A 21907-nucleotide genomic window follows, 5' to 3' on the forward strand; every position below is an offset into this window, starting at 1 on the left:
CGCCTCGATACTTCGTCTGATGCGGCGATCAAATTTTCTGCAGTGCAGCGCGGAATTCAGCGTGTTTTGATGCTGGATTGCCGAACGGATGGGCTGCGGAATATGGTTTTGCCCAACAGACAGTCAGAAGACCGTTTGCATACACACGGTCGCAGTTGACGCGCACCCCATTCGGTGTGCCATCTACCGCCAGCCAAGCCCGGTGGTTGCCTCGCGCGACCGCCTGCATCCATACGGGAACCAGACGGGGACAACCATGCTGGACAAAGAACTGCGTTCGATGATCGGTGACGTGAAGGACGGGCGGATGGATCGCCGCGGCTTCATTCAGCGCCTGGCTGCCGTGGGTCTCACCGCGCCTTTGGCGAACCAGATCCTCGCGCTTGGCGGCGTCGCGATGGCCGAGGGCGTCTCGACCTACAAGCCGACCAAGCGCGGCGGTGGTGGTGCGCTCAAGCTGCTGTGGTGGCAGGGGCCGACCCTGCTCAATCCGCATTTTGCCACCGGCACCAAAGACCAGGACGGCGCGCGCCTGTTCTACGAGCCGCTCGCCTGTTGGGATCCCGACGGCAATATGAAGCTGGTTCTGGCCGCCGAAATTCCCTCGATCCAGAACGGCGGCCTCGCCGCTGACGGCAAGTCGGTGACCTGGAAGCTCAAGCCCGGCGTCAAATGGCACGACGGCACGCCGTTCACAGCCGACGACGTCGTCTTCAACTGGGAATATGCCAAGGATCCGGCGACCTCCGCGCTGACGATCGCGACGCTCCGCGACATCACCGTCGAGAAGGTGGACGACCTTACGGTCCGCATCCTCTTCAACAAGCCGACGCCGTTCTGGGCCGACGCTTTTGTCGGGGCTCCCAATACCATCATCCCGAAACATCTGTTCAAGGACTATATGGGGTCCAAGTCGCGGGAGGCGCCGACCAACCTCTCGCCGGTCGGCACCGGCCCCTACAAGTTCGTCGAGTTCAAGCCGGGCGATCTCGTCCGCGGCGTGATCAATCCCGATTATCACATGGCGAACCGGCCCTATTTCGATTCGATCGAGATGAAGGGGGGCGGCGACGCCGTCTCTGCCGCGCGCGCGGTGATCCAGACCGGCGAATATGATTTCGGCTGGAACATTCAGGTCGAGGACGACGTGCTGCTGCGCCTGGAGAAGGGCGGCAAGGGAAAGACCGTCTACGCCGTCGGCGGCGACACCGAATTCATCGCACTGAACTTCACCGATCCCAACACCGAGGTCGATGGCGAACGTTCCTCGATGAAGACCAAGCACCCGCTGTTTTCCGATCCAGCGGTGCGCAAGGCGCTCTCGCTGCTGATCGATCGCGAGTCGGTCAAGAAGGCGATCTACGGCCGCGCCGGCCGCACCACCGCCAATTTCCTCAATGGGCCCGAAAAATTCGTGTCCAAGAACACCTCGTGGGAGTTCAGCGTGGAGAAGGCCTCGAAGATCCTCGACGACGCCGGCTGGAAGCCGGGCGCCGACGGCATCCGCGAGAAGGACGGCAAGAAGCTGAAGCTCCTCTACCAGACAGCGATCAACGGGCCGCGCCAGAAGACGCAGGCCATCGTCAAGCAGGCCTGCCAGAAGGCGGGCATCGACGTCGAGCTGAAATCGGTCGTCGCCTCCGTGTTCTTCTCCTCCGACGTCGGCAATCCCGATACCTATTCCAAGTTCTACGCCGACATGGAGATGTTCCAGATCCCGCTGAGCCAGCCCGATCCGTCGCAGCACATGCGTCGCTATCTTTCGAACCTCGTCGCGACCAAGGAAAATAAGTGGCAGGGCACCAACTTCCCGCGCTGGGTCAACAAGGAGTACGACGCGACCATTCTTGCCGCGGACGGCGAGATGGATCCGGTCAAGCGCGCGGCGTTCTACATCAAGGCCAATGACCTCATGTACCAGGACATCGTCTTCATCCCGGTGCAGCACCGCCTGAAGGTCGAGGCAGCCGCCAACAATCTGCGCCCGGTCGTTTCCGGCTGGGCCAACGAGACCGACAATTTGTTCGACTGGTACCGCGAAGAATGATCACGCACGCCTAGAGCGGTCCTTCTTCATGAGCCAGTATGTCCTGCGTCGCCTCCTGATCGCGATTCCGAGCCTGCTCGGAATTTCGCTCGTGCTGTTCGTCGTGCTCGCACTAGCCCCGGGCGATCCCTTCTCGGAGCTGGCGACCAATCCGAACGTGCCGCCCGAAGTCGCTCTCGCGCTTCGGGCGAAGTTCGGCCTCGACGATCCGATCTACCTTCGTTACCTGCACTGGCTCAACGCCATGCTGCACGGCGACTGGGGTTTCTCCTTCGTCAGCCGGATGAACGTCGACACGCTCATCCTCCAGCGACTGCCAACGACGCTCTACGTGATCGGTTCGGCGCAGATTCTGGCGCTCCTGATCGCGATCCCGGTCGGGGTCTACGCCGCAACGAAACCTTATTCGCTGTTCGACCAGGTCGCCAATACGCTCGCCTTTGTCGGCTTCTCGCTGCCGACCTTCTTCACCGGCATCCTGTTCATCCTGATCTTCTCGGTCACGCTGGACTGGCTGCCTTTCGTCTACACGACCGACATCAAGGGCACCGGTATTCACTGGCTGGCGGAGACGATCCGTCAGGCGATCATGCCGGTGGCGGTGCTCGGCCTGTTCCAGGCTGCGTCGATGACGCGTTTCGTGCGCTCGGCGATGCTTGACGTGATCCGGCTCGACTACGTCACCACCGCTCGCGCCAAGGGCATCGGCCAGCGGCGGGTGATCATCAAGCATGTGATGCGCAACGCGATGATCCCGGTCGTCACGCTGATTGCGTTGCAAATCCCGGCGGTATTCGGCGGCGCCATTGTCACCGAGCAGATTTTCCGCATCCCCGGCATCGGCTCGCTGCTGATCTCCTCCATCCTTTCCAACGACACGCCGGTGGTGATGGCCGTCACCTTCGTCTTCGCGTGCCTGGTCGTGCTGTTCAATCTCATCGCGGACGTTCTTTATGGCTGGCTTGACCCTCGCATCTCCCTCCGCTGAGCGGCGCGTCTACTCGCCCTGGCGCGAGACGTGGCGGCGCTATAGCCGCCACAAGCTTGCCGTGGTCAGCGCGTTCCTGCTCCTCGTTCTGATCCTGGCGGTGGTGGTCGGCCCCTTTATCTGGCGGGTCAAGATCGACGACATCGATATCGTGGCGGGCATGCAGGGGCCGTCGCTGGCCCATCCCTTTGGCACCGACGATCTCGGGCAGGATATCCTTGCCCGCATGATCTATGGCGGGCGCATCTCGCTCGCGGTCGGTCTCGCCGCTATGCTGGTCTCGGTCTTTGTCGGGGTGCTGATCGGCGCGCTCGCAGGCATGTCGCGCGGTGCACTCGGTCATGGACTGATGTGGCTCACCGATCTCTTTTTGTCGCTGCCGCAATTGCCCCTGCTGCTGCTGCTGATCTATCTCTTCCGCGACGGGCTGAAGGCCGCTTTCGGCCCCGAGGGCGGCATTTTCATCCTGATCGTGCTCGTGATCGGCGGCTTGCGGTGGATGCCGGTCGCCCGCCTCGTCCGCGCCCAGTTCCTGTCGATCCGCGAGAAGGAATTCGTCGAAGCCGCGCGCGCGCTCGGGGCAAGCCCGGTGCGGCAGGTGGTGCGCCATATCCTGCCCAATGCGCTGGGTCCGGTGATCATCGCCGGCACCATCGACGTCGCCGCAGCCATCATCGCGGAATCGACGCTGTCCTTCCTCGGCCTCGGCTTCCCTCCGGATACGCCGACCTGGGGCCGGCTGCTCTATGATGCCAAGGACTTTCTCGACATCGGCCCGCACTGGGCGCTGTTTCCGGGCGGCGCGATCTTCATCGCAGTGGTCGCCATCAACTTCATCGGCGACGGCCTTCGTGACGCGCTCGATGCGCGGCGGGTGATCTGATGGCGCCGTTGCTCGAGATCAGGGGACTGAAAACCCACTTCTCCACCGACGACGGCATCCTCCAGGCCGTCGACGGTGTCGACATCTCCATCAACCGGGGCGAGACGCTCTGCGTCGTCGGCGAATCCGGCTGCGGCAAGACCGTCACCGCGATGTCGATCCTGAAGCTGATCGCGATGCCGCCGGGCCGCATCGCGGCGGGCGAGATCATCTTCGAAGGCCGCGATCTCGTGCCGCTGACGAGCAGTCAGCTCGACGAGATCCGCGCCAAGGAGATTGGCTTCATCTTCCAGGAGCCGATGACCTCGCTCAATCCGGTGCTCACCATCGGCGAGCAGATCGCCGAAAGCCTGCGCCGCCATGAGAACGTCACCAGGAAACAGGCGCTCGAGCGCACCATCGAGATGCTCAAGCTGGTGCAGATACCCAACGCCGAAGGCCGCGTGCACAACTATCCGCATCAGTTCTCCGGCGGCATGCGCCAGCGCGTGATGATCGCGATGGCGCTCGCCTGCAAGCCGAAGTTGATCATCGCCGACGAACCCACCACGGCTCTCGACGTCACCATTCAGGCGCAGATCCTCGACCTGCTCCAGGACATGAAGGAACGCTTCGGCATGGCGGTGATGCTGATCACCCATGCCATGGGTGTCGTCGCCGAGACCGCGCAACGCGTCGTCGTGATGTATGCCGGCAAGGTGGTGGAGGAGGCGCCTGTCGACGACCTCTTCGGCAATCCCGGTCATCCCTATACCCAGGGACTGATCCGCTCGATCCCACGCATCGATCTCGCCAGCGAGCACAAGGTGCGGCTGGAGGCGATCGGCGGCTCGGTGCCGATCCTGATCAATCCGCCGGTCGGCTGCCGCTTCGCGCCGCGCTGCCGCCACGCCATGAGCGTTTGCACCGAGAGGGAGCCGTTGCTGCGCGAGATCGCGCCCGGCCACCGCATGGCCTGTCATCTGGGAGATACGCAGTTGGGAGGCGCAGCATGACCGAGCCCTTGCTCCGCGTCAGCGGCCTGAAGAAATATTTCCCCGTGCACGGCGGGCTGTTGTCGCGCCAGGTCGGCAGCGTTTACGCGGTCGACGGAGTCTCATTTTCGGTCAATCGCGGCGAGACGCTCGGCCTCGTCGGCGAATCCGGCTGCGGGAAGTCGACGACGGGACGCTGCGTGCTGCGCCTGATCGAGCCGACCGACGGCGAGGTCGTGTTCGACGGCCAGGACGTCGGCCAGCTCAGCGGTACCGATTTGCGCGCGATGCGGCGGAACATGCAGCTCGTGTTCCAGGACCCGTTCGCCTCCCTCAATCCGCGCATGACGGTCGGCGCCATCCTCGGCGAGGCGCTCGTCATCCATAAGCTCGGCTCATCGGCCAAGGAGCGCGAGGATCGCGTCGCGAGCCTGCTGGTGAAGGTGGGGCTCAAGGCCGAGCACATGCGGCGCTATCCGCATGAATTCTCCGGCGGCCAGCGCCAGCGTATCGTGATCGCGCGCGCGCTCGCGGTCGAGCCGAAGCTGATCGTCTGCGACGAACCGGTGTCCGCGCTCGACGTCTCGATCCAGGCGCAGGTCATCAACTTGCTGGAAGATCTCCAGGCCGAGCTGAACCTCACCTATCTCTTCGTCGCGCACGATTTGTCGGTGGTCGAGCACATCTCGGACCGCGTCGCGGTCATGTATCTTGGCCGTATCGTCGAGCTCGCCAAGGCGAGCGACCTCTACCGCAATCCGCAGCATCCCTACACGAGGGCGCTGTTATCAGCGGTGCCGGTGCCCGATCCGAAGCTCAAGCGCGAGCGCATCCGGCTCAAGGGCGACGTTCCGAGCCCGATGAAGCCGCCGTCGGGCTGCCACTTCCACACCCGCTGTCCTATCGCCCAGCCACGTTGCGCGGAAAGCGCACCGGAGCTGAAGGAAGGAGCGGGCGGGCACTTTGTGGCGTGCCATCTCGCCTGACGCCTGACGCCGAGAAATCCGGAGCGCGCATTCATGCGTGAAGCAGGCCGTGCTCCGAAAGGGCCTGCCTGAAAGCCTCAACCGAGGTGTGGTGATGCGCGAACAGACCAGCCTCTCGCGCGCCGGCGACATTGGCCATGAGATCGTCGACGAACAGGACGCTCTCCGGCTTCACGTCGAGCTCAGACAGACAGAGGCGGAAGCAGCGCGGGTCCGGCTTCGCCGTCTTGAACCGGGCCGAGGCGTAGATCCGCGAGCCGAACAGCGGCGGCAATTCCGGCAGCAGCGCAGCGATATGGTCGGCGACCAGCGTGCTGTTGTTGGTCAGGACGGCAATGTCGACGGTTTGACGCAAGCTGCCGGCAATCTCCAGCATGGCATGATCGGTCTGCATTGACCGGCGTCGCGCCTCGATCCACTCGTCCAGTGACAGCGGATAGCCAATGCGGTCGCCGAAACCCCGCAAATAGTCCGCGGCATCGAGAGTGCCGGAATCGCCGAGCAACTCGAAGCCGCTGTCCCAGATCGCCTTGTGGACGGATTCGCTCGTGGTCCCCGCAAGCTTCGCCAGCCATGCGACACGCTTTGCCCTGTCGTAGTCGCAAAGGACATTGTCCATGTCGAAGAGGACGAGCTTGATTCTACCAGTCACAGCGGCACTCTCGGATGGGTCGAACATCCGGCCGTGATCCAAGCCATACCGCGCTGGAGCGCCGGCGACAAATCGGGCCAGCGGTCGATCCGTCACGCGCTCCTGGCGGGCCAGGGAACGACCTGTCCCGACATCACCAGCCGGTCACGGCCGTTGTCCTTGGCGGCGTAGAGCGCGCGGTCGGCGGCGGCGACCAGCGTGCTGCAGTCCGTCGTGGTTTGGGATGGAAGGCTCGTCGCGCCGCCGACGCTTGCAGTCACCAGGCGGGAAGGGGGACTTTGCGCATGCAGCATGGCGAGATCGTGCAGGGCCTTGCGAATCCCATCGCCGACCTCGGCGCAGCCTTCGGGACCGGTGTTCGGCAACAGCACGGCGAATTCTTCGCCACCATAGCGTGCCGCGAGATCGGCCGGGCGCTTGGTGTGCGCGGACAGGATCTGGGCCAGCGCGCGCAGGCATCCGTCACCGGCCAGATGGCCGTATTGGTCGTTGAATTTCTTGAAATGATCGACATCGATCAGCAGGAGCGAGAGCTGCGTGCCGTCGCGCCTTGCGCGCGCCCATTCGTCTGCGAGACGCTCGTCGAAAGCGCGCCGGTTGGCGAGGCCGGTGAGGCCGTCGGTCGTTGCAAGAGAGGCGAGCTTGTCCTGAAGATCCTTCTGCTCGGTCATGTCGCGCACCACCGCGACGACGCCGTCGATCTCGCCGCTGTCCGACGCCAGGGTCACGTGCAACGCCGCCTCCGCCCAGATCTCGCCCTTGTCGCGATGCCGCTGGCGATAGACGAACCGCGTCTCCTCGGCCTCGCCATTCTTCAGCGCGGCGATAGCCTGCTCGACCCGCTCCATGTCGTCGGCGTGAATGCCGGCCAGGGCCGAGGTGGACAGCAGTTCGTCGGAGGACCAGCCCGTGATGCGCACGCACGAGGGGGAAACGTAGAGCAGCCGGTTGTCCAGCCCGATCCGGGTCACCATGTCGCTGGATTGCTCGGCCAACAGGCGGAAGTTTGCTTCGCTGACGACAAGGGCCTGGGCCATGCGCTGCCGCTGCACGAGCTGACGGACCAGGTAGAAGCCGATCACCGCGATCAGCAGCACGAGGCCAAGGACGAAGATGGTGCGCGCAGCCGCGGCTTGCCGCCAGGGCGCCAGCACGTCGTCCCGCGACTTGCTCGCGAGCACCATCAGGGGATAGCGGCTGCTGCGTTGGTAATAGCTGAGCCGCTGGACGCCATCGAGCGGCGACTTGAAATAGTAGACTGCCGCGGCGGGACGACTTTCCCATCCCTTGAACAAGGGCGCATTGGACAGGTCGCGTCCGACAAAGGCGCCGCTGTCGTCGCGGCTGCGCGCCAGCATGATGCCGCTATCGTTGAGCAGCGATGCCGAGCCGTTGGTACCGATGTCAAACCGCTCGTAGAACTTGACGAAATAGCTGACGTCGATCGTGAGCAGGGCAACACCGGCGAAGCCGCCGTCGGCATCGTTGATCCGGCGGGACGCGGTGACGACCCATTGGCCCCCGGCTCGACTCTTCACGGGCGGTCCGATCAACGTGCCCATCTCGGGCGAGTCGCGATGACGCTGGAAATATCCGCGGTCGCTGTTGTTGAGCTTGGAGAAGTCGAGCCGCTCGGTCGTGGCAAGCCACTGCCCGGTCGCGTCATAAACGAAGATGCCGCGGATGCGGTCCGACGATTTCCGTGTCGGCAGATAGGCCTGAAGCTTGGTAATCGTGTCCGGACCCGTGCCGTCGATCTCGAGCCGATGGACTAACCCGACGAGGATCGTATCAACGAGTTCGAACGTGTCGTCCGCGTGCTGAATCAGCGAATGCGCCAGATTGGCGACGTCGATCTCGGCGTTCTTGAGATCGGCATTGCGTGTTTCCCATTCACGCCAGCCGCTCAAGCCGAGGATGGCGAAGCAGGTCAGGATGACGAAACCCGCTGCCCAGAGCGGAAGGCGCGTCTTTCCGAGTTCGCGGCCCGTGGCCATCAGGCTTGCTCCATTTCGGTGCAAACCTCTCACTTTGGCCTTAACGGCCTGTTGCAACATCCGCGCGGATTGTGCGCTTCCGGTTGGAACAATCCTCGGCAATGGACGGGCTATTGTCGAGCTAACCAGGCTGGTCTCGGGCGTCGGCTTCGCCCGGCGTTTTCTGCCTTACTCATCCAGCGTGAAGCCGACCCGTAGCGTCACCTGGTAGTGGCGCACGGCACCGTTCTCTATATGGCCGCGCGTTTGCACCACCTCGAACCATTTCATCTCGCGAACGGTCTTGGCGGCCCGGCTGACCGCGTTCTTGATCGCCTCCTCGATTGATGTCTCGGACGATCCGACCAGTTCCAGGATCTTGTAGACGTGATCCGTCTCGCTTGCGGCCATGACTATTCTCCCCTTGTGCTGTGGCGGGGCCGGATATGTCGCGGACAACCGGCGTCCGCGCGACATCCGGCCTCGACTCTGAACGGATGCCGGCGCTTCGAGTTCCGTCCCCGAGGGAGACCCGCCGGTCGCCTGCCGCGCGCGGTGCTCCATTTTTTATAAGTGCACGAAAATCTGGATGGCGTGGGCGGGTGGCGCTCCCGAATTGGTACGCGGTCGCGGGCCCCGCTCTTGCCCGTCGCGATATGGGCGAGCTAACTTCCGCCCTTCCTCTGGCATTTTCGAAGAGCGGTGATGATCGCGCGTTGGACGAGGGGCGCTCTGGCTGCGATCGGTCTCTGCGTAGTGCCTGCGCCGGCCATCGCGCAGGACGATCTCGATGCTGCGCCGGTGAGCATGTCGCTGCAGGTCACGACCGATCCCTCCACCATCGAGTGCCGTCGGCTGGAAACGGTCAATCCGGCCTCGCTGGTCTTCTTGCCGCTACGCCGGACCTTCAACGAGGATTTTGACGAGCATCCGCTGGCGAACGGACGCTGGGTGCCGCATTACGCCGGCGGTGCGGCCTGGCCGGAGGCGCGCTATTGGGGCGGCGACGGCTCCGAGTTCAAGCGCAAGACCAGCGCCAATGGTGAGCAACAGATCTATGTCGATCCGCGCTACGCCGGGCGCGCCGCGGCGCCGCTCGGGCTCGATCCCTTCAAGGTCAAGGACGGCGTGCTGTCGATCGTCGCCAGCCGCACGCCGCCGGAATTGAAACCGGTGCTGTTCGACAACGAGTACATCTCCGGGATACTGACGACCCAGGGCACGTTCGCGCAGAAGCACGGCTATTTCGAGATCCGCGCCAAGGTGCCGGTCGGGCACGCGGTATGGCCGGCGTTCTGGATGCTGGCGGATGACGGCGGCTGGCCGCCGGAGGTCGACGTGCTGGAAGGCCGCGGCGAAAAGCCGGGTGATCTCGTGATGACGACGCATTGGCGGATTCCCTCGACCCAGAAGATCCAGTCCTGCGGCTTCGACTTCGCGGTCGGCGACGCGTCGAGCACATTCCACACTTACGGTGTGCTGTGGGAGGAGGATCGCCTGGTCTATTTCATCGACCGCAGGCCGGTGTCCGACATCAAGGTCCCGATCGGTTTCGACGATCCCATGTACATGATCGTCAATCTCGCGATCGGATCGAAATTCTTTCTCGGCGTCGGACCGGTCGACGCGGAGTCGCCGCCTACCGTCGCATTCGAGATCGACCGGATTTCCGTCTATCAGATCGATCTGGAGCAGGCGCGCAGATAGCGACGCTCGCTGATCTCTCCCGGCGTTGAGCGGCGCGAGTCAACGATGGACTGCCGCGGGCCTGCGCGCCGACGCTACGGATCCAGCTCCGTATCCCAGTAGAGGTAGTCCAGCCAGCTGTCGTGCAGATAGTTCGGTGGGAACAGCCGGCCGTTACGGTGGAGCTGGTGCACGGTCGGCGCGAACGCGTGCTGGCGTGGAAACATCCTGGCTTGCACCGGCGTCAGATTGCCCTTGCGCAGATTGCAGGGCGAGCACGCCGCGACCACATTCTCCCAGGTGGTCTGGCCGCCTTTGCTGCGCGGGATGATATGGTCGAAGGTGAGGTCTTCGGGCGAGCCGCAATATTGGCAGGCGAAACGATCGCGCAGGAAGACGTTGAATCGGGTGAAGGCAGGGTGGGTGGTCGGCTTGACGAAGGATTTGAGCGAGACGACGCTCGGCAGCTGCATTTGCAGCGTGGGGCTGTGGACGGCCTGATCGTAATGCGCGACGATGTTGACGCGGTCGAGGAATACCGCCTTGATCGCGTCCTGCCACGACCACAAAGACAGTGGGTAGTAACTCAGCGGCCGGAAGTCCGCATTCAGCACCAACACCGGCCAATGGCCTTGCGAGACATGTGCGTTCAAGTAACGCTCCTGGCCTCCAATGTACGCTGCGAAGCAGCACGTAACTCACATACTACATGCAGCGTGACGGGATTGTGAAGCCCGTTGAGCGACTTATTCCGGCGCAAGCAATGCGGCCGGGGGGTGGCAAAGCGCGCAAAACGCCGTGATTTCCAGGTCCGAGGCGATGGGGCAGCGTCGTCCTGACAGCGCGACGTAGATGTGCCGAGGCAGTTACTCCCGCACCCGCTCCAGCTTCTGTAGACATCGCGTCGCGCGCACCGCGGCCGGCATCTCCTCATCCGGAAAGCTGGTTTTCCAGTCGGTGACGCCGACCTCGCCGACATAGATGTCGCCCCTGGAATCCAGTGCAATGCCGTGCGGTGCCAGGAATTTACCGCTCGCAACGCCCGGGCCTGCCTCGCCGCCGAGCCGCGCGATGCGGTTGCCCTTGGCGTCCACGATCGACAACCGCGGGCCGAGATTGGGCACCTTGCGGTTGACGGCCAGGCCGGGGCCGAGTTCCCCGATAACGAAGGTCGGGCTCTTAGCCCCACCGCAGCAGCATAGCGCACAAGGGCGGTGCAGATTGTTCCACTGCGTCTCGTACTTGCCGTTGCCGTCGAACACCTGAACGCGATGGTTCTCGCGGTCGGCGACATAGACAAAGCCGTCGGCATCGGTGGCGATGTTGTGCACGATGTTGAACTGGCCGGGGTCGGTGCCGGGCTCCCCCCAGCTTGTCATCAGCTTGCCGCCGGGCGTGAATTTGTGCACACGCGCATTGCCATAGCCGTCGGAGACGTAGATTTCGCCCTTCGGCGACAGCGCGGTGTGGGTACAGCGGTGGAAGGGATCGCCGCTCATGAATGGCGACGGTTTCTCGGGAATGCCGATCGTCAGCAGCACCTTGCCGTCGGTGGTGCACTTGCGCACGGTGTGGTCGCCGTCATCGGTGCAATAGAGATTGTCGTCGGCATCGATGTGCAGGCCGTGAGCGCGCGAGAACAGGCCTTCGCCCCAACTACGCAAGAAATTGCCCTCGCGGTCCAGCACGACCATCGGATGGGCCCCGCGGTTGAAGACGTAGACGCGGTCCTTGCTGTCGACAGCGACCGAAGCGACGTCGGTGAGCTGCCATCCGTCCGGCAGCTTTGCGAAATTTTCAACGACGCGGTAGCGGTGCTCGCCGGTGCCGAGAATGGCTGGCATGGGTGTTCTCCTCTTCGTGTCGGCGATGCGCGATCGTCTCCACACTGTCATTGCGAGCGCAGCGAAGCAATCCAGGCTGTCTCTCCGAATAGACACAGGATTGCTTCGCTGCGCTCGCCATGGCGAGGCGGCTCAAATTGCGCCCGCCTCACGCCCCAAAATCCCTTCCTCGATCGCCTTGATCTGCAGCGCGAGATATTTCGAGTTGATCCGGCATTGCGCGAGGCTGCCGGCGATGAACCAGAGGCCGGGCTGCTTCGTGCGTGCATACATGTTGCGCAGCTCGAGGCCGTCGCCAAAGCCCCAGATCGGGCCGACGCGCTCGGCGACGCCGTCGCCGAACAGTTTCCGCACCAGATATTCCTGTGTCTTGTAACCGGTCGAAAGCACGATCAATTCGGCCGGAAGGATCGTGCCGTCCTTCATCCGGACGCCCCCGGTGACGAAGCTCTCGATGTCGGAAAACTGCCTGAGCTTGATCGCACCCTCGACGACGAGGTTGGAGCAGCCGACATTGAAATAATAGCCGCCGCCGCGGGTGAGGTACTTGAACTGCCAGCCGGTGCCGGCCTCGCCGAAGTCGAGCTTGAAGCCGACGCGCCGCAATCCGTCGAGCAGCTCCTTGTCGAGGTCCTTCGATTGCTCCGTCAGCATCACATGGGTCTTTTTCGCCAGCGGCGTCGGCATCGAGGTCGCGATCAGATCGTTGTCCTCAAGCGTGCCCTCATTGTAGGTCGCATAAGCGAGTTGGGCCGACGGCTCGATGTTGGTGACGAGCGTAGGTGAACGCTGCACCAGCGTCACGTCGGCGCCGCTGGAGTGAAGATCCTGCGCGATGTCGTGACCGCTATTGCCGGTGCCGATGACGATGGCGCGCCTGCCTGTCCAGGTCTCGCCGTCCTCGTAGCGGCTCGAATGCAGCAGCGTGCCCTCGAAGTTGTCGAGGGTCGGAATGAAAGGCACATTGGCGATGCCGCTGACGCCGGTTGCCATCACCACATGGCGCGGCTGCATGGTCCGTTTGCCACCGTCGGCGCCTCGCAATGTGACGGTCCAATTGCCCTTGGCATCGTCGTAGGCGCCGCCTTCGAATTCGGTGCCGGTCCAGAAGTTCAGCTCCATCGCCTCGACATAAGCTTCGAACCAGTTGGCGAGTTTGTCCTTGGGAATATAGGTCGGCCAGCTCGGCGGAAACGGCATGTAGGGCAAATGATTGACCTGCACCTGGTTGTGCAGGGTCAGCGCGTGGTAGCGCTTGCGCCAATTGTCCCCGATCCGTGCCTCGCGATCGACGGTCAGCGTGTCGATCTTCAACTGCTTCAGCCGCGCCGCAATCGCGAGCCCGGCCTGGCCGCCGCCGACCACCAGCACGGCGGGATCGCGATCGGCGTAGTCGCGCGAGGCGTTGCGCAGGTCGAGCCAATTCGGTCCACGGAAGTCGCGCGAATAGGCCTGGCCGCGCGGCCGCGAGGTGCCGAGCTGCTCCTCGAAGCCCTTGAGCTCGTCGAGCGCGGTGAGGAGCGTCCACGCTTTCAGGCGGTCGCTGTCGGCGGCGTCGGACACGAGCCGGACGATGCCGCTACCGCGGCCGATTGCGGTCTCGAAATTGAAGATGGCTTCGATATTATTGGTGCCGGCACGCGTGACCCAGCGCGGTGGCGCCCGGTTCGGCGCGATCTTGAAGCTGCCCGGCGCGACGCCTGCGGCGAGCGTTGTCAGCTCCTGCTTGATCGAGTCGCCGCCGGCGATCGTTTGCAGGTTCCAGCTGAGTGCCAGCACGTCGCGCCAATAGCTGTCGGCGAGGAAAAGACGATCCAGCCCAGCGCCATCAGGTGCGACAAGCGTGCGCTCAAATTCGTCGAGCCAGGCTTGCGCGGATGCGGCAATATCCTTCGTCCTGTCCAGCATGCGCGACCTCGTGCCGTCTTCGCGGCGTTTCCTCTAGGGTCGAAAGCTATACTGTTTCGCAGACGGCCAATAGTCGATTACCCGAGCAGTAAGAGCATGTGCCCCTGCTTCAGCGGAATGCGCCCGTTGAGAGAGACCTGCGGTACCCTCGTGGTGTTCGAGGAGGGGGCACGCGAAAAAGGCTCCACCTTGGTGGAGCCTCCCTCGCGCTCTTGGGATTCACAGCCGCTCGCATAGCGGCGAGCGGAACATCCCTACCTCACCCGCGTGCCCGCGCCGTACAGCTCACGCTCACGGCCGACATCGTCGGGTGACAACGGCGGGCTTGCGGCATCGAAGCCGTTCCAGCCGGACTTCTGCCAGGCGGTGCTGCGTTCCTGCAGGTTCACGGCCTTCTCGTGCAAAAGGGCATCGAGACGCGTGCTGTCCTGGTCGGGTACCCGCGCCGATACCAGCGTTCCGCCGCGACGGACGCCTTCCGCGTAGCGCGACGCATCGTCCTTGGAGACGCCGGCTTCGGTCAGCGCGCCAACGATGCCGCCCGTCGCGGCGCCGGCCGCGGCACCAACTGCGGTCGAAGCCAGCCATCCGGCGGCAACCACCGGTCCGAGTCCCGGAATAGCCAGCAAGCCGAGTCCTGCAAGCAGGCCCGCCGCGCTGCCGAGGCCAGCGCCGATCCCGGCGCCCGTGCCGGCACCTTCGGCGCGATCGTCGACGCCGTCGCGATCGCGGTCGACCTTGCCGGTGGAGGAGCCGTACCAATTATCGGAATTGTTCGCGACGATGCTGATGTCGGAGTGCGGCACGCCCGCGGCCTCCAGACGCCTGACCGCACGTTCCGCATCCGGATAGGTGTCATAAAGTCGAGAAATGGTGGTGGTCATGTTTTATCCTCCTTACTTGGCGGGGTTCACGTTGCCCTGGAAATCGACGCTCACGTCCGCCTTGGTCCCGGCCTTGTCGGCCTTGCCGCGCCAGACGCCATTGTCGTCCTTTTGCAGGCCGGAAACATTGGAATAGCCCGCGCCCTCGATCTTCGACTTCGCCTGTCCCTCGGTGAAGCTGTTGCGGCCTGCGACGGGTGCGTTTGAGTTGTTATGATCAGAGCTGTTGACGGCGTTGTTGCCCGGGCCGCTTTGTGCCTTTTGCGATTGCGCGCTTACGGGCATTGATCCGAGCAGCAGGACAGCCGCAGCGAGCGAAATTAGACGTGACATAGTTTATCCTCCGGCAGTGATTGTGCCGGTCGACAACAGACGAGATTCGAATTGGTTGCGGTTGCTCGGAAATCGAAGCGCGTGGATTCAACGTTCGCGAATTCTCAAGACTCCAGGAACGATTGCCGCTCTTTCCCGTTTATGCAGACTGCACTTTTGCCTGAGAAGTTCGTATTTCGAAAAGCTCGGCTGCATCGATCATGGGCCAAAGTGAGCTCCCGGCTCACGTGGCCCAATAGGACTCCCGCAGCTTGCGTTTGAAAATCTTTCCCGTTGCCTCGCGGGGCAGCGCGTCGCGGAATTCGACGTCCTTGGGCACCTTGAAATTGGCAAGCCGCTCGCGCAGGAACGATCGGACAGCGTCGGCCGAGAGCTCGGCATCCGCTTCAGGCTCGACAAAGGCGCACAGCCGTTCGCCGAATTCCGCGTCGGGGATGCCGAACACGGCACAGTCGCGCACGCCGGGCATTCCGATCAGCACGTTCTCGATCTCGGCGGGATAGATGTTGACGCCGCCGGAGATCACCATGTCGCGCTTGCGATCGCACAGGAACAGATAGCCGTCCGCGTCGAGGTAACCGACATCACCGACGCTGACGAGGCCGTCACGGCCGGCCTCGGCCCTTGCCTGCGACCTGCCGTGATAGTCGAAATCGGGCACCGCCGTCTGGCGCATGTAGATTTCGCCGACTTCGTTGGCACTGCAGGGGCTGCCGTCATCGCGGAAGATCCTGACGATGCCGCCTTTGATGGCGCGGCCGACCGTGCCGGGCTTCTTCAGTGCCTCCTCGGCCGAGTGCCACACCGGGATCCCGGTCTCCGTGGAGCCGAAATATTCGTTGATGACGGGTCCCCACCAGTCGATCATGGCGCGCTTGACGTCCGGCGGGCAGGGCGCGGCGCCGTGCACGACGAAACGCAGCGACGACAGGTCGTAGCGTTGTCTGACCGCTTCGGGCAACCGCAGCAGCCGGACGAACATGGTCGGTACCATGTGAATGTGCGTGACGCGGTGGCGCTCGATCAGCGCAAGCAGCTCCTCGGCATCGAACCGCGCCTGGAGGATGATGGTGCAAGCGCTGCGGAACGCCAGCATGCCGTAGGAATGCGGCGCCGAGTGATACATCGGGCCGTTGATCAGCACGATTTGGTCTTCCCGCGGCTTGATGCCATAGGCGATCCCGCCCACACGTTCCGAGGCGGCCGCCTGTTCGGGCTGCATCGGCATGCGCCGCACGCCCTTCGGCATGCCCGTGGTGCCCGATGTGTAGATCATCGCTGCGGCCCGCCGCGGCGGCTCCTGCGCTTGCGGATGGTCGTCGCGCCAGCGGTCCCAATCGGTCAGTCCCGCCGGGATCTCGGTCAGCTCCCGAGGGATCGAGAAGGTCGCTGCGAGTTCGGGCGGGGTCGCGACGACCAGGAGAAGGACATCCGCCGGTATGCCATCGCGGATCTGCGGCAGCAAATCGGCATGGCAGACCAGGATCTTCGCCCCGCTGTCGGCCAGGATGTAACGGACCTCCTCGGCTTTCAGATGCCAGTTGATCGGCACCACCGGACTTCCCAGCGCGGCCGAGGCCGCAACCACCTCGAACAGAGCGGAATCGTTGCGCAGCATCATCGCGACCGGCGCTGCCTCCGCAAGCCCGAGGGCGCGGAAGCCGCTCATCGCCCGCCTGATCCGGGCCCGGATGTCGTCATAGCTGATCTGGCGTTCGCCGCTGATGATCATGGCGTCTCCTCATCCCGCTCGTCTAGCGGTCATCCAGCACGTCGCCGAACCCGACCCAGCTCTTGCCGTTGAAACGCCGGAGCTGAAGCTGCTGGAACGGCAGATAGTCGTCGGGGCCGGTCGCAACAGTCATTCCCGGCAGCAGCAGCGGCAGCTTCACATCCTTCAGCGAGGCCGCCTGGCGCATGATGTTGTCGCGGCTGACATCATCCTTGCACGCCTTCAGTACCGTCATCAGCAGCGTGGCATAGTGATAGCCCGCGGCGTAGTTGGAGTTGGAGAGGTCCGCGGTCGGCATGTAGCGTTTCATGAAGGCGAAATATTCCTTCACGCCGGGATCGTCGGCCCATTGCGGGTCCATCGTGTCCTTCTGGTTGCTCGACGAGATCAGACCAACGGCGTTGTCGAGGCCCGCCGGTTCCAGAAACGAGATCGAGGACGCCGAGGTCGGCACGAAAAACAGCTCCGGCTTCCAGCCGATCTCGGCCACGCCCTTGACCATCTGCGAGGTGAACTTGCCGAGCACGACGCCGAACAGCACGTTGGCGCCTGACGCCTTCAGCGTCGAGAGCTGCGAGCTGATCGTCGGCGCGCTGGTCTCGTAGCTTGCTTCCGCGACGATCATGCCGGCCGCCTTGGTCCCGAGCGCGCGCTTGAACCCCGCGACATAGTCGCGGCCGAAATCGTCGTTCTGCGAGAGGATCGCGATCTTGGCGTCGGGCTTGGCCTGCAAAATGTATTTGGCATAGACCACGCCCTCGGATTCGTAGGCCGCCATGCCCGGCATGGTCCACGGGTTCTTCTGCGGATCGGCCCATTTGGTGGCGCCGGAGAGCACGAACAGCTGCGGCACTTTCTTGGCGTTGAGATAGCGCTGCACGGCGCTGTTGGTGGCGGTGCCGAGCGAGCCGAACATCATCAGCACCTCCTCTTGCTCCACCAGCTTGCGGGTCTGCTCGACCGTCTTCGGCGGCGAATAGGCGTCGTCCAGCGTGATGAACTTGACCTTACGGCCGTTGATGCCGCCTTCGGCATTGACCTTCTCGAAGAACGCTTCCTGCGTCCGTCCGATTGCGCCGAAGCCAGAGGCCGGACCGCTGTAGGGCAGGGTCTGCCCGATGCGAATCTCCTCGTTGCCTTCAGCATGGGCACTGCCGCCGGCGAGCGTCAGCAACGACATGCCGATCAGTGCGGCTGCCAGCTTCATGGTGTCCTCCCGTTTTGTTGTCGGTCCGAGCCCTTAGGCGCTGGCGCGCATCAGGAAATCCTGTCGGGCCTGGTCGAATTCCCGTTTCATCCGGTCGACGAGCTCGGCGACGGGCGGCGCGTCTGCGATCTGGCCGATACCCTGGCCCGAGCCCCAGATGTCGCGCCACGCCTTGGACTTCATGTTGCCGCCGGAGCCGAAGTTCATCTTCGTCTTGTCGGCGGCCGGCAGATTGTCCGGATCGAGCCCGGCCGCGGCGATCGAAGGGCCGAGATAGTTGCCGTGCACGCCGGTGAAGAGGTTGGTGTAGACGATGTCGTGTGCGGCGTGCTGTGTCAGGGCGGACTTGTAGGCTTCGTCAGCATTGGCTTCCTTCGTCGCGATGAAGCGCGTGCCCATATAAGCGAGGTCGGCGCCCAGCGTCAGCGCGGAGGCGATTGCGAAGCCGTCGCTGATTGCGCCGGACAGCAGGATCGCGCCGTCGAACCATTGCTTGACCTCGCGTACCAGTGCGAAAGGCGAGAGCGTTCCTGCATGTCCGCCAGCGCCGGCGCAAACCAGGATCAGGCCGTCGACACCTTGCTCGGCGGCCTTGCGCGCGTGCTTGACGTTGATGACGTCGTGGAACACGAGGCCGCCGTAGGAATGTGCGGCCTCGACGAGCTCGGCGGGCGGTCGCAGCGAGGTGATGATGATGGGCGCCCTGTGCTTCACACAGATCTCCATGTCCTTCATCAGTCGGTCGTTGGAGGCGTGGCAGATCTGGTTGACGGCGTAGGGTGCGACCTTCTTGCCGGGATTGAGCGACTTGTATTCGCCGAGTTCGTCCTCGATGCGGCTCAGCCACTCGTCGAGCTTTTCCACCGGACGGGCATTGAGCGCCGGAAACGAGCCGACGATACCGGCCTTGCACTGGGCGATCACCAGCTCCGGGCCCGAGACTAGGAAGAGCGGCGAGCCGACCACGGGCAGCTCGAGCGAATCCTTCAAGAGAGCGGGCAGCGCCATGATGTCCTCCCGGAAACGCAGTCCGCCGGCAGGCGGATGACGAGGCGTTTCCCTGTTGATTGTCGCGGGCGAGTTGCCGCCCATGGTTCATTTCACACCATTATAGGGGTTGGAGTGCGGCCTCCTATCGTTCAATATTGAACGTATGACTATTCAGATTTGAACAGAGGCCGCCGATGGACTGGGACCTTTGCAAGACCTTCGTCGCGGTCGCCGATACCGGCAGCTTCACCGGTGCGGCGCGCCGGCTGCACAGCAGCCATCCCACCGTCAGCCGCAAGATCGCGGCGCTGGAAGCTCAGCTCGGTACCAGGCTGGTGGCGCGCGCCGCCGACGGCCTGGCTCTGACCGCGGATGGGCGGACGCTGCGCGAGCACGCTGAGGCGATGGCGGCGGCCGCGCTGAGGGCCGAGACGGCCGTCTCGGCTGGAGGGCATAAGGCGCGCGGGACCGTCAAGCTGTCGATCGGCGCGACGCTGGCGTCGCATTGGCTGATGCCGTGCCTGCCTGCTTTCCTGCGCGCGCATGATCACGTCCAGCTCGAGATCATCACGCATCCGTTTCCGGCGAGCGTGCGCCGGCGCGAGGCGGACGTGGTGCTGCGGCCCTTCGACAGCGGCGAGGAAAATCTGGTCGGCCGCAAGATCGGCCGTCTCGGCACCGGGTTCTACGCCTCGCGGGACTACGCCGGCGGGCGGTCCTTGCCGGAACGGCGCGGCGAGTGGAAGGGGCACAGCGTCATCGGTTTCGCCGATCAGACCTCCAACGTCCAGCTTGCGCGATGGAGCGACGTCGTCACGCGTCAGGCCAGGGTGGTGATGCGCTGCTCGTCGCAGGGCGACATGCTGGCGGCAGTCCGCGCCGGACTCGGAATCTCCGCCCTGTCGTGCTTTGTCGCCGAAAGCTATCCCGATCTCGTGCGTGTCGCGCCGCAGAAGCTCGCCAGCGTGGCGGACCTGTGGCTGCTCGCCCATCCCGACCTCGTCGAGCTGCCGGCGGTGCGGGCCGTCATCGACTTCGTCGCCGATTGCGCCCGGACCGATCGCGTTAGGTTGCGGGGCTAAGCTGGTCCCGCAATGACGCCTTGGCGTTTTTTCACCGCGCGATAATAGCTCCACCATAGATGCGCCGCCGCACCGCGCAGGGGGCGCCAGGGTTCGGCGAGCGGCGCCATCTGCTTCTCCGTTGGCCGCGCCTGCAAGCCGAGCCCGATGCGGATGCCTTCCTGCACGGCGAGGTCGCCGGCCGGCCAGGCGTCGCCATGGCCCAGGCAAAACAGCAGATAGACGTCTGCGGTCCAGGGTCCGATGCCGGGCAGCGCGATCAGCGTGTGATGCGCGGCATCGGCGTCTTCTTCTGCGAGCACGTCGAGGTTCAGCCGCTGTGCGGTGATCTCGCGCGCGAGATGTTTCAGCGTCTTGATCTTGGCGGCGGACAGGCCGAGCCGCCCCAGCCGGTCGGTGCGGGCGCGGCGGACCGCCTCATGGTCGAACGGATCGAAAGCTGCCGACAGCCGCCCCCAGATCGCCGCGGCGCTTGCTGTGGAGAGCTGCTGCCCGCAGACGATATGGGCAAGCCCCGCAAAGCCCGGCTCGCGCCGCCGCAACGCCGGCATGCCGGCGATTGCGAGCACCGGCTTGAGCCGCGGATCACGCTTGACCAGCGCGTGGACGGCCTCTTCGAGATCGGATTGGGTTTCGAGGTGGATGGTCATCGCTTGCTCAACTTGTCATGCGCGGGCCTGCCTTGCGCATCCATCTCCTATCGTAACAGAGTGTTGGAGATGGATGATCGGGTAAGTCCGGCCATGACGAGATTTGTGCATATGTCGCCACCCGTTTTCCGATTTGCCCCGAGCCCAAACGGCTTTCTGCACCTCGGCCACGCCTATTCCGCGCTGCTCAATTTCGACCGCGCGCGCGAGACCGGTGGGCGGCTATTGCTGCGGATCGAGGACATCGACGCGACGCGTTGCCGGCCGGAGTATGAGACAGCGATCTACGAGGACCTCGCCTGGCTCGGCGTCGCCTGGGAGACGCCGGTGCGGCGGCAGTCGGAGCATTTCGACGCGTATCGGGCGGCGCTGGACAGGCTCTCGGGGCTCGGCTTGGTCTATCCAGCCTTCGAAAGCCGCGCCGAGATCGCAAGGCTGGTTACGGCGCGCGAGGCGGATGGGCCGTGGCCGCGCGATCCCGACGGCGCGCCGCTCTATCCCGGCGACGCCAGATCACTGTCCGCCGACGAGCGAGACCGCCTCATCGACACCGGTGCGCCTTATGCGCTTCGGCTCGACATGGCCGCGGCCTGCCGCCGCGCCGCCGGCCTGAGCTGGAACGAACTGGGCGAGGGGCCCGATGGTGTGCGTGGTGTCGTTCCGGCGCGGCCAGAAGCCTGGGGCGATGTCATTGTGGCCCGCAAGGAGACGCCGACCAGTTACCATCTGTCCGTCGTTGTCGACGATGCGCTCCAGGACATCAGCGAAATCGTGCGGGGCCAGGACCTGTTCCACGCCACTTCGGTCCACCGTCTGCTTCAGGTTCTGCTCCGCCTGCCGGAACCCGTCTACCGCCACCATGGGCTAGTTCGCGACCAGGGTGGCCGGAAACTGTCGAAATCAATCAGCTCGACCGGCCTTCGTGAACTGCGCGCTGCCGGCGCCACGCCGGCCGCTATCCGCCAGTTGGTGGGATTAGATTAAGTTTCTCTGGGGGTTAGCCAAACGCCGCCGTGACTCCGGGTGTTCCGCCGTGCCATGCTCACCTGACGGCCCGGGGTTCGAAGGGGATACTTCGAAGGGGA

20 protein-coding genes are annotated in these 21907 nt (G+C 64.1%); 8 read left to right on the forward strand and 12 right to left on the reverse strand.

Features of this window, described 5'->3' with window-relative positions:
• Positions 1 to 256 precede the first annotated feature (256 nt).
• From AC0L20_RS16635 to AC0L20_RS16655, 5 genes are read left to right on the forward strand one after another with little or no spacing between them, the layout of a single operon-like run.
• Positions 257 to 2047: a peptide ABC transporter substrate-binding protein gene (locus tag AC0L20_RS16635; protein ID WP_456767518.1), complete on the forward strand. Its 1791-nt coding sequence runs from the start codon at positions 257 to 259 to the stop codon at positions 2045 to 2047.
• Between the two features lie 28 nt (positions 2048 to 2075).
• A complete protein-coding gene (locus tag AC0L20_RS16640; RefSeq protein WP_106941042.1) occupies positions 2076 to 3035 on the forward strand; it encodes an ABC transporter permease in 960 nt (319 codons plus the stop codon).
• Positions 3001 to 3918 (forward strand): ABC transporter permease, encoded by a 918-nt coding sequence (locus AC0L20_RS16645; protein ID WP_007597392.1) that lies wholly within the window; start codon positions 3001 to 3003, stop codon positions 3916 to 3918. The genes AC0L20_RS16640 and AC0L20_RS16645 overlap by 35 nt, the downstream gene beginning before the upstream one ends.
• Positions 3918 to 4913 (forward strand): ABC transporter ATP-binding protein, encoded by a 996-nt coding sequence (locus AC0L20_RS16650; RefSeq protein WP_473289772.1) that lies wholly within the window; start codon positions 3918 to 3920, stop codon positions 4911 to 4913. The genes AC0L20_RS16645 and AC0L20_RS16650 overlap by 1 nt, the downstream gene beginning before the upstream one ends.
• On the forward strand, positions 4910 to 5878 hold the full coding sequence (locus AC0L20_RS16655) for an ABC transporter ATP-binding protein (protein WP_027514177.1): 969 nt from the start codon (positions 4910 to 4912) through the stop codon (positions 5876 to 5878). The genes AC0L20_RS16650 and AC0L20_RS16655 overlap by 4 nt, the downstream gene beginning before the upstream one ends.
• Before the next feature lie 31 nt (positions 5879 to 5909).
• Here AC0L20_RS16655 and AC0L20_RS16660 read toward each other — a convergent pair whose 3' ends face one another.
• The 3 genes from AC0L20_RS16660 to AC0L20_RS16670 form a co-directional block, all read right to left on the reverse strand.
• The gene (locus AC0L20_RS16660; protein ID WP_473289775.1) at positions 5910 to 6557 is read right to left on the reverse strand and encodes an HAD family hydrolase; all 648 of its coding nucleotides are present in this window, start codon (positions 6555 to 6557) and stop codon (positions 5910 to 5912) included.
• A 65-nt stretch (positions 6558 to 6622) separates the two neighbouring features.
• Positions 6623 to 8527, reverse strand: coding sequence for a diguanylate cyclase domain-containing protein (locus AC0L20_RS16665; RefSeq protein WP_473289777.1), 1905 nt, complete (start codon positions 8525 to 8527; stop codon positions 6623 to 6625).
• 168 nt (positions 8528 to 8695) lie between these two features.
• The gene (locus AC0L20_RS16670; protein WP_473289778.1) at positions 8696 to 8917 is read right to left on the reverse strand and encodes a dodecin; all 222 of its coding nucleotides are present in this window, start codon (positions 8915 to 8917) and stop codon (positions 8696 to 8698) included.
• 294 nt (positions 8918 to 9211) lie between these two features.
• On the opposite strand from AC0L20_RS16670, the gene AC0L20_RS16675 reads away from it, so the two are divergent.
• Complete coding sequence (locus tag AC0L20_RS16675; protein WP_473289780.1) at positions 9212 to 10213, forward strand: glycoside hydrolase family 16 protein; 1002 nt, start codon at positions 9212 to 9214, stop codon at positions 10211 to 10213.
• A gap of 74 nt (positions 10214 to 10287) precedes the next feature.
• Here the strand turns inward: AC0L20_RS16675 and AC0L20_RS16680 are convergent, their stop codons facing one another.
• From AC0L20_RS16680 to AC0L20_RS16715, 8 genes are all read right to left on the reverse strand, one after another.
• Positions 10288 to 10845 carry an HNH endonuclease gene (locus AC0L20_RS16680; protein WP_247357783.1) on the reverse strand — a complete coding sequence of 186 codons (558 nt, stop codon included), beginning with the start codon at positions 10843 to 10845 and terminating at the stop codon, positions 10288 to 10290.
• 213 nt (positions 10846 to 11058) lie between these two features.
• Positions 11059 to 12036, reverse strand: a complete 978-nt coding sequence (locus AC0L20_RS16685) for a peptidyl-alpha-hydroxyglycine alpha-amidating lyase family protein (RefSeq protein ID WP_456767525.1) — start codon at positions 12034 to 12036, stop codon at positions 11059 to 11061.
• Between the two features lie 132 nt (positions 12037 to 12168).
• Positions 12169 to 13944: a flavin-containing monooxygenase gene (locus AC0L20_RS16690; protein WP_473289783.1), complete on the reverse strand. Its 1776-nt coding sequence runs from the start codon at positions 13942 to 13944 to the stop codon at positions 12169 to 12171.
• 254 nt (positions 13945 to 14198) lie between these two features.
• Complete coding sequence (locus AC0L20_RS16695; protein WP_473289785.1) at positions 14199 to 14828, reverse strand: hypothetical protein; 630 nt, start codon at positions 14826 to 14828, stop codon at positions 14199 to 14201.
• 12 nt (positions 14829 to 14840) lie between these two features.
• Positions 14841 to 15161, reverse strand: a complete 321-nt coding sequence (locus AC0L20_RS16700) for a PepSY domain-containing protein (protein WP_027514171.1) — start codon at positions 15159 to 15161, stop codon at positions 14841 to 14843.
• A gap of 223 nt (positions 15162 to 15384) precedes the next feature.
• Positions 15385 to 16893, reverse strand: coding sequence for an acyl-CoA synthetase (locus AC0L20_RS16705; protein ID WP_473289787.1), 1509 nt, complete (start codon positions 16891 to 16893; stop codon positions 15385 to 15387).
• Positions 16894 to 16915: 22 nt separating this feature from the next.
• A complete protein-coding gene (locus AC0L20_RS16710) occupies positions 16916 to 18100 on the reverse strand; it encodes an ABC transporter substrate-binding protein (RefSeq protein WP_473289789.1) in 1185 nt (394 codons plus the stop codon).
• A gap of 33 nt (positions 18101 to 18133) precedes the next feature.
• Positions 18134 to 19108: an NAD(P)H-dependent flavin oxidoreductase gene (locus AC0L20_RS16715; protein ID WP_473289791.1), complete on the reverse strand. Its 975-nt coding sequence runs from the start codon at positions 19106 to 19108 to the stop codon at positions 18134 to 18136.
• 176 nt (positions 19109 to 19284) lie between these two features.
• On the opposite strand from AC0L20_RS16715, the gene AC0L20_RS16720 reads away from it, so the two are divergent.
• On the forward strand, positions 19285 to 20172 hold the full coding sequence (locus tag AC0L20_RS16720; RefSeq protein ID WP_473289794.1) for a LysR family transcriptional regulator: 888 nt from the start codon (positions 19285 to 19287) through the stop codon (positions 20170 to 20172).
• On the opposite strand, the gene AC0L20_RS16725 is transcribed toward AC0L20_RS16720, so the two are convergent.
• A complete protein-coding gene (locus AC0L20_RS16725) occupies positions 20169 to 20822 on the reverse strand; it encodes a DNA-3-methyladenine glycosylase family protein (protein ID WP_473289797.1) in 654 nt (217 codons plus the stop codon). The genes AC0L20_RS16720 and AC0L20_RS16725 overlap by 4 nt on opposite strands.
• A 111-nt stretch (positions 20823 to 20933) precedes the next feature.
• On the opposite strand from AC0L20_RS16725, the gene gluQRS reads away from it, so the two are divergent.
• A complete protein-coding gene (gene gluQRS, locus AC0L20_RS16730; RefSeq protein ID WP_473289799.1) occupies positions 20934 to 21806 on the forward strand; it encodes a tRNA glutamyl-Q(34) synthetase GluQRS in 873 nt (290 codons plus the stop codon).
• Positions 21807 to 21907 lie beyond the last annotated feature (101 nt).

Source organism: Bradyrhizobium sp. Kon58, from assembly GCF_055807455.1.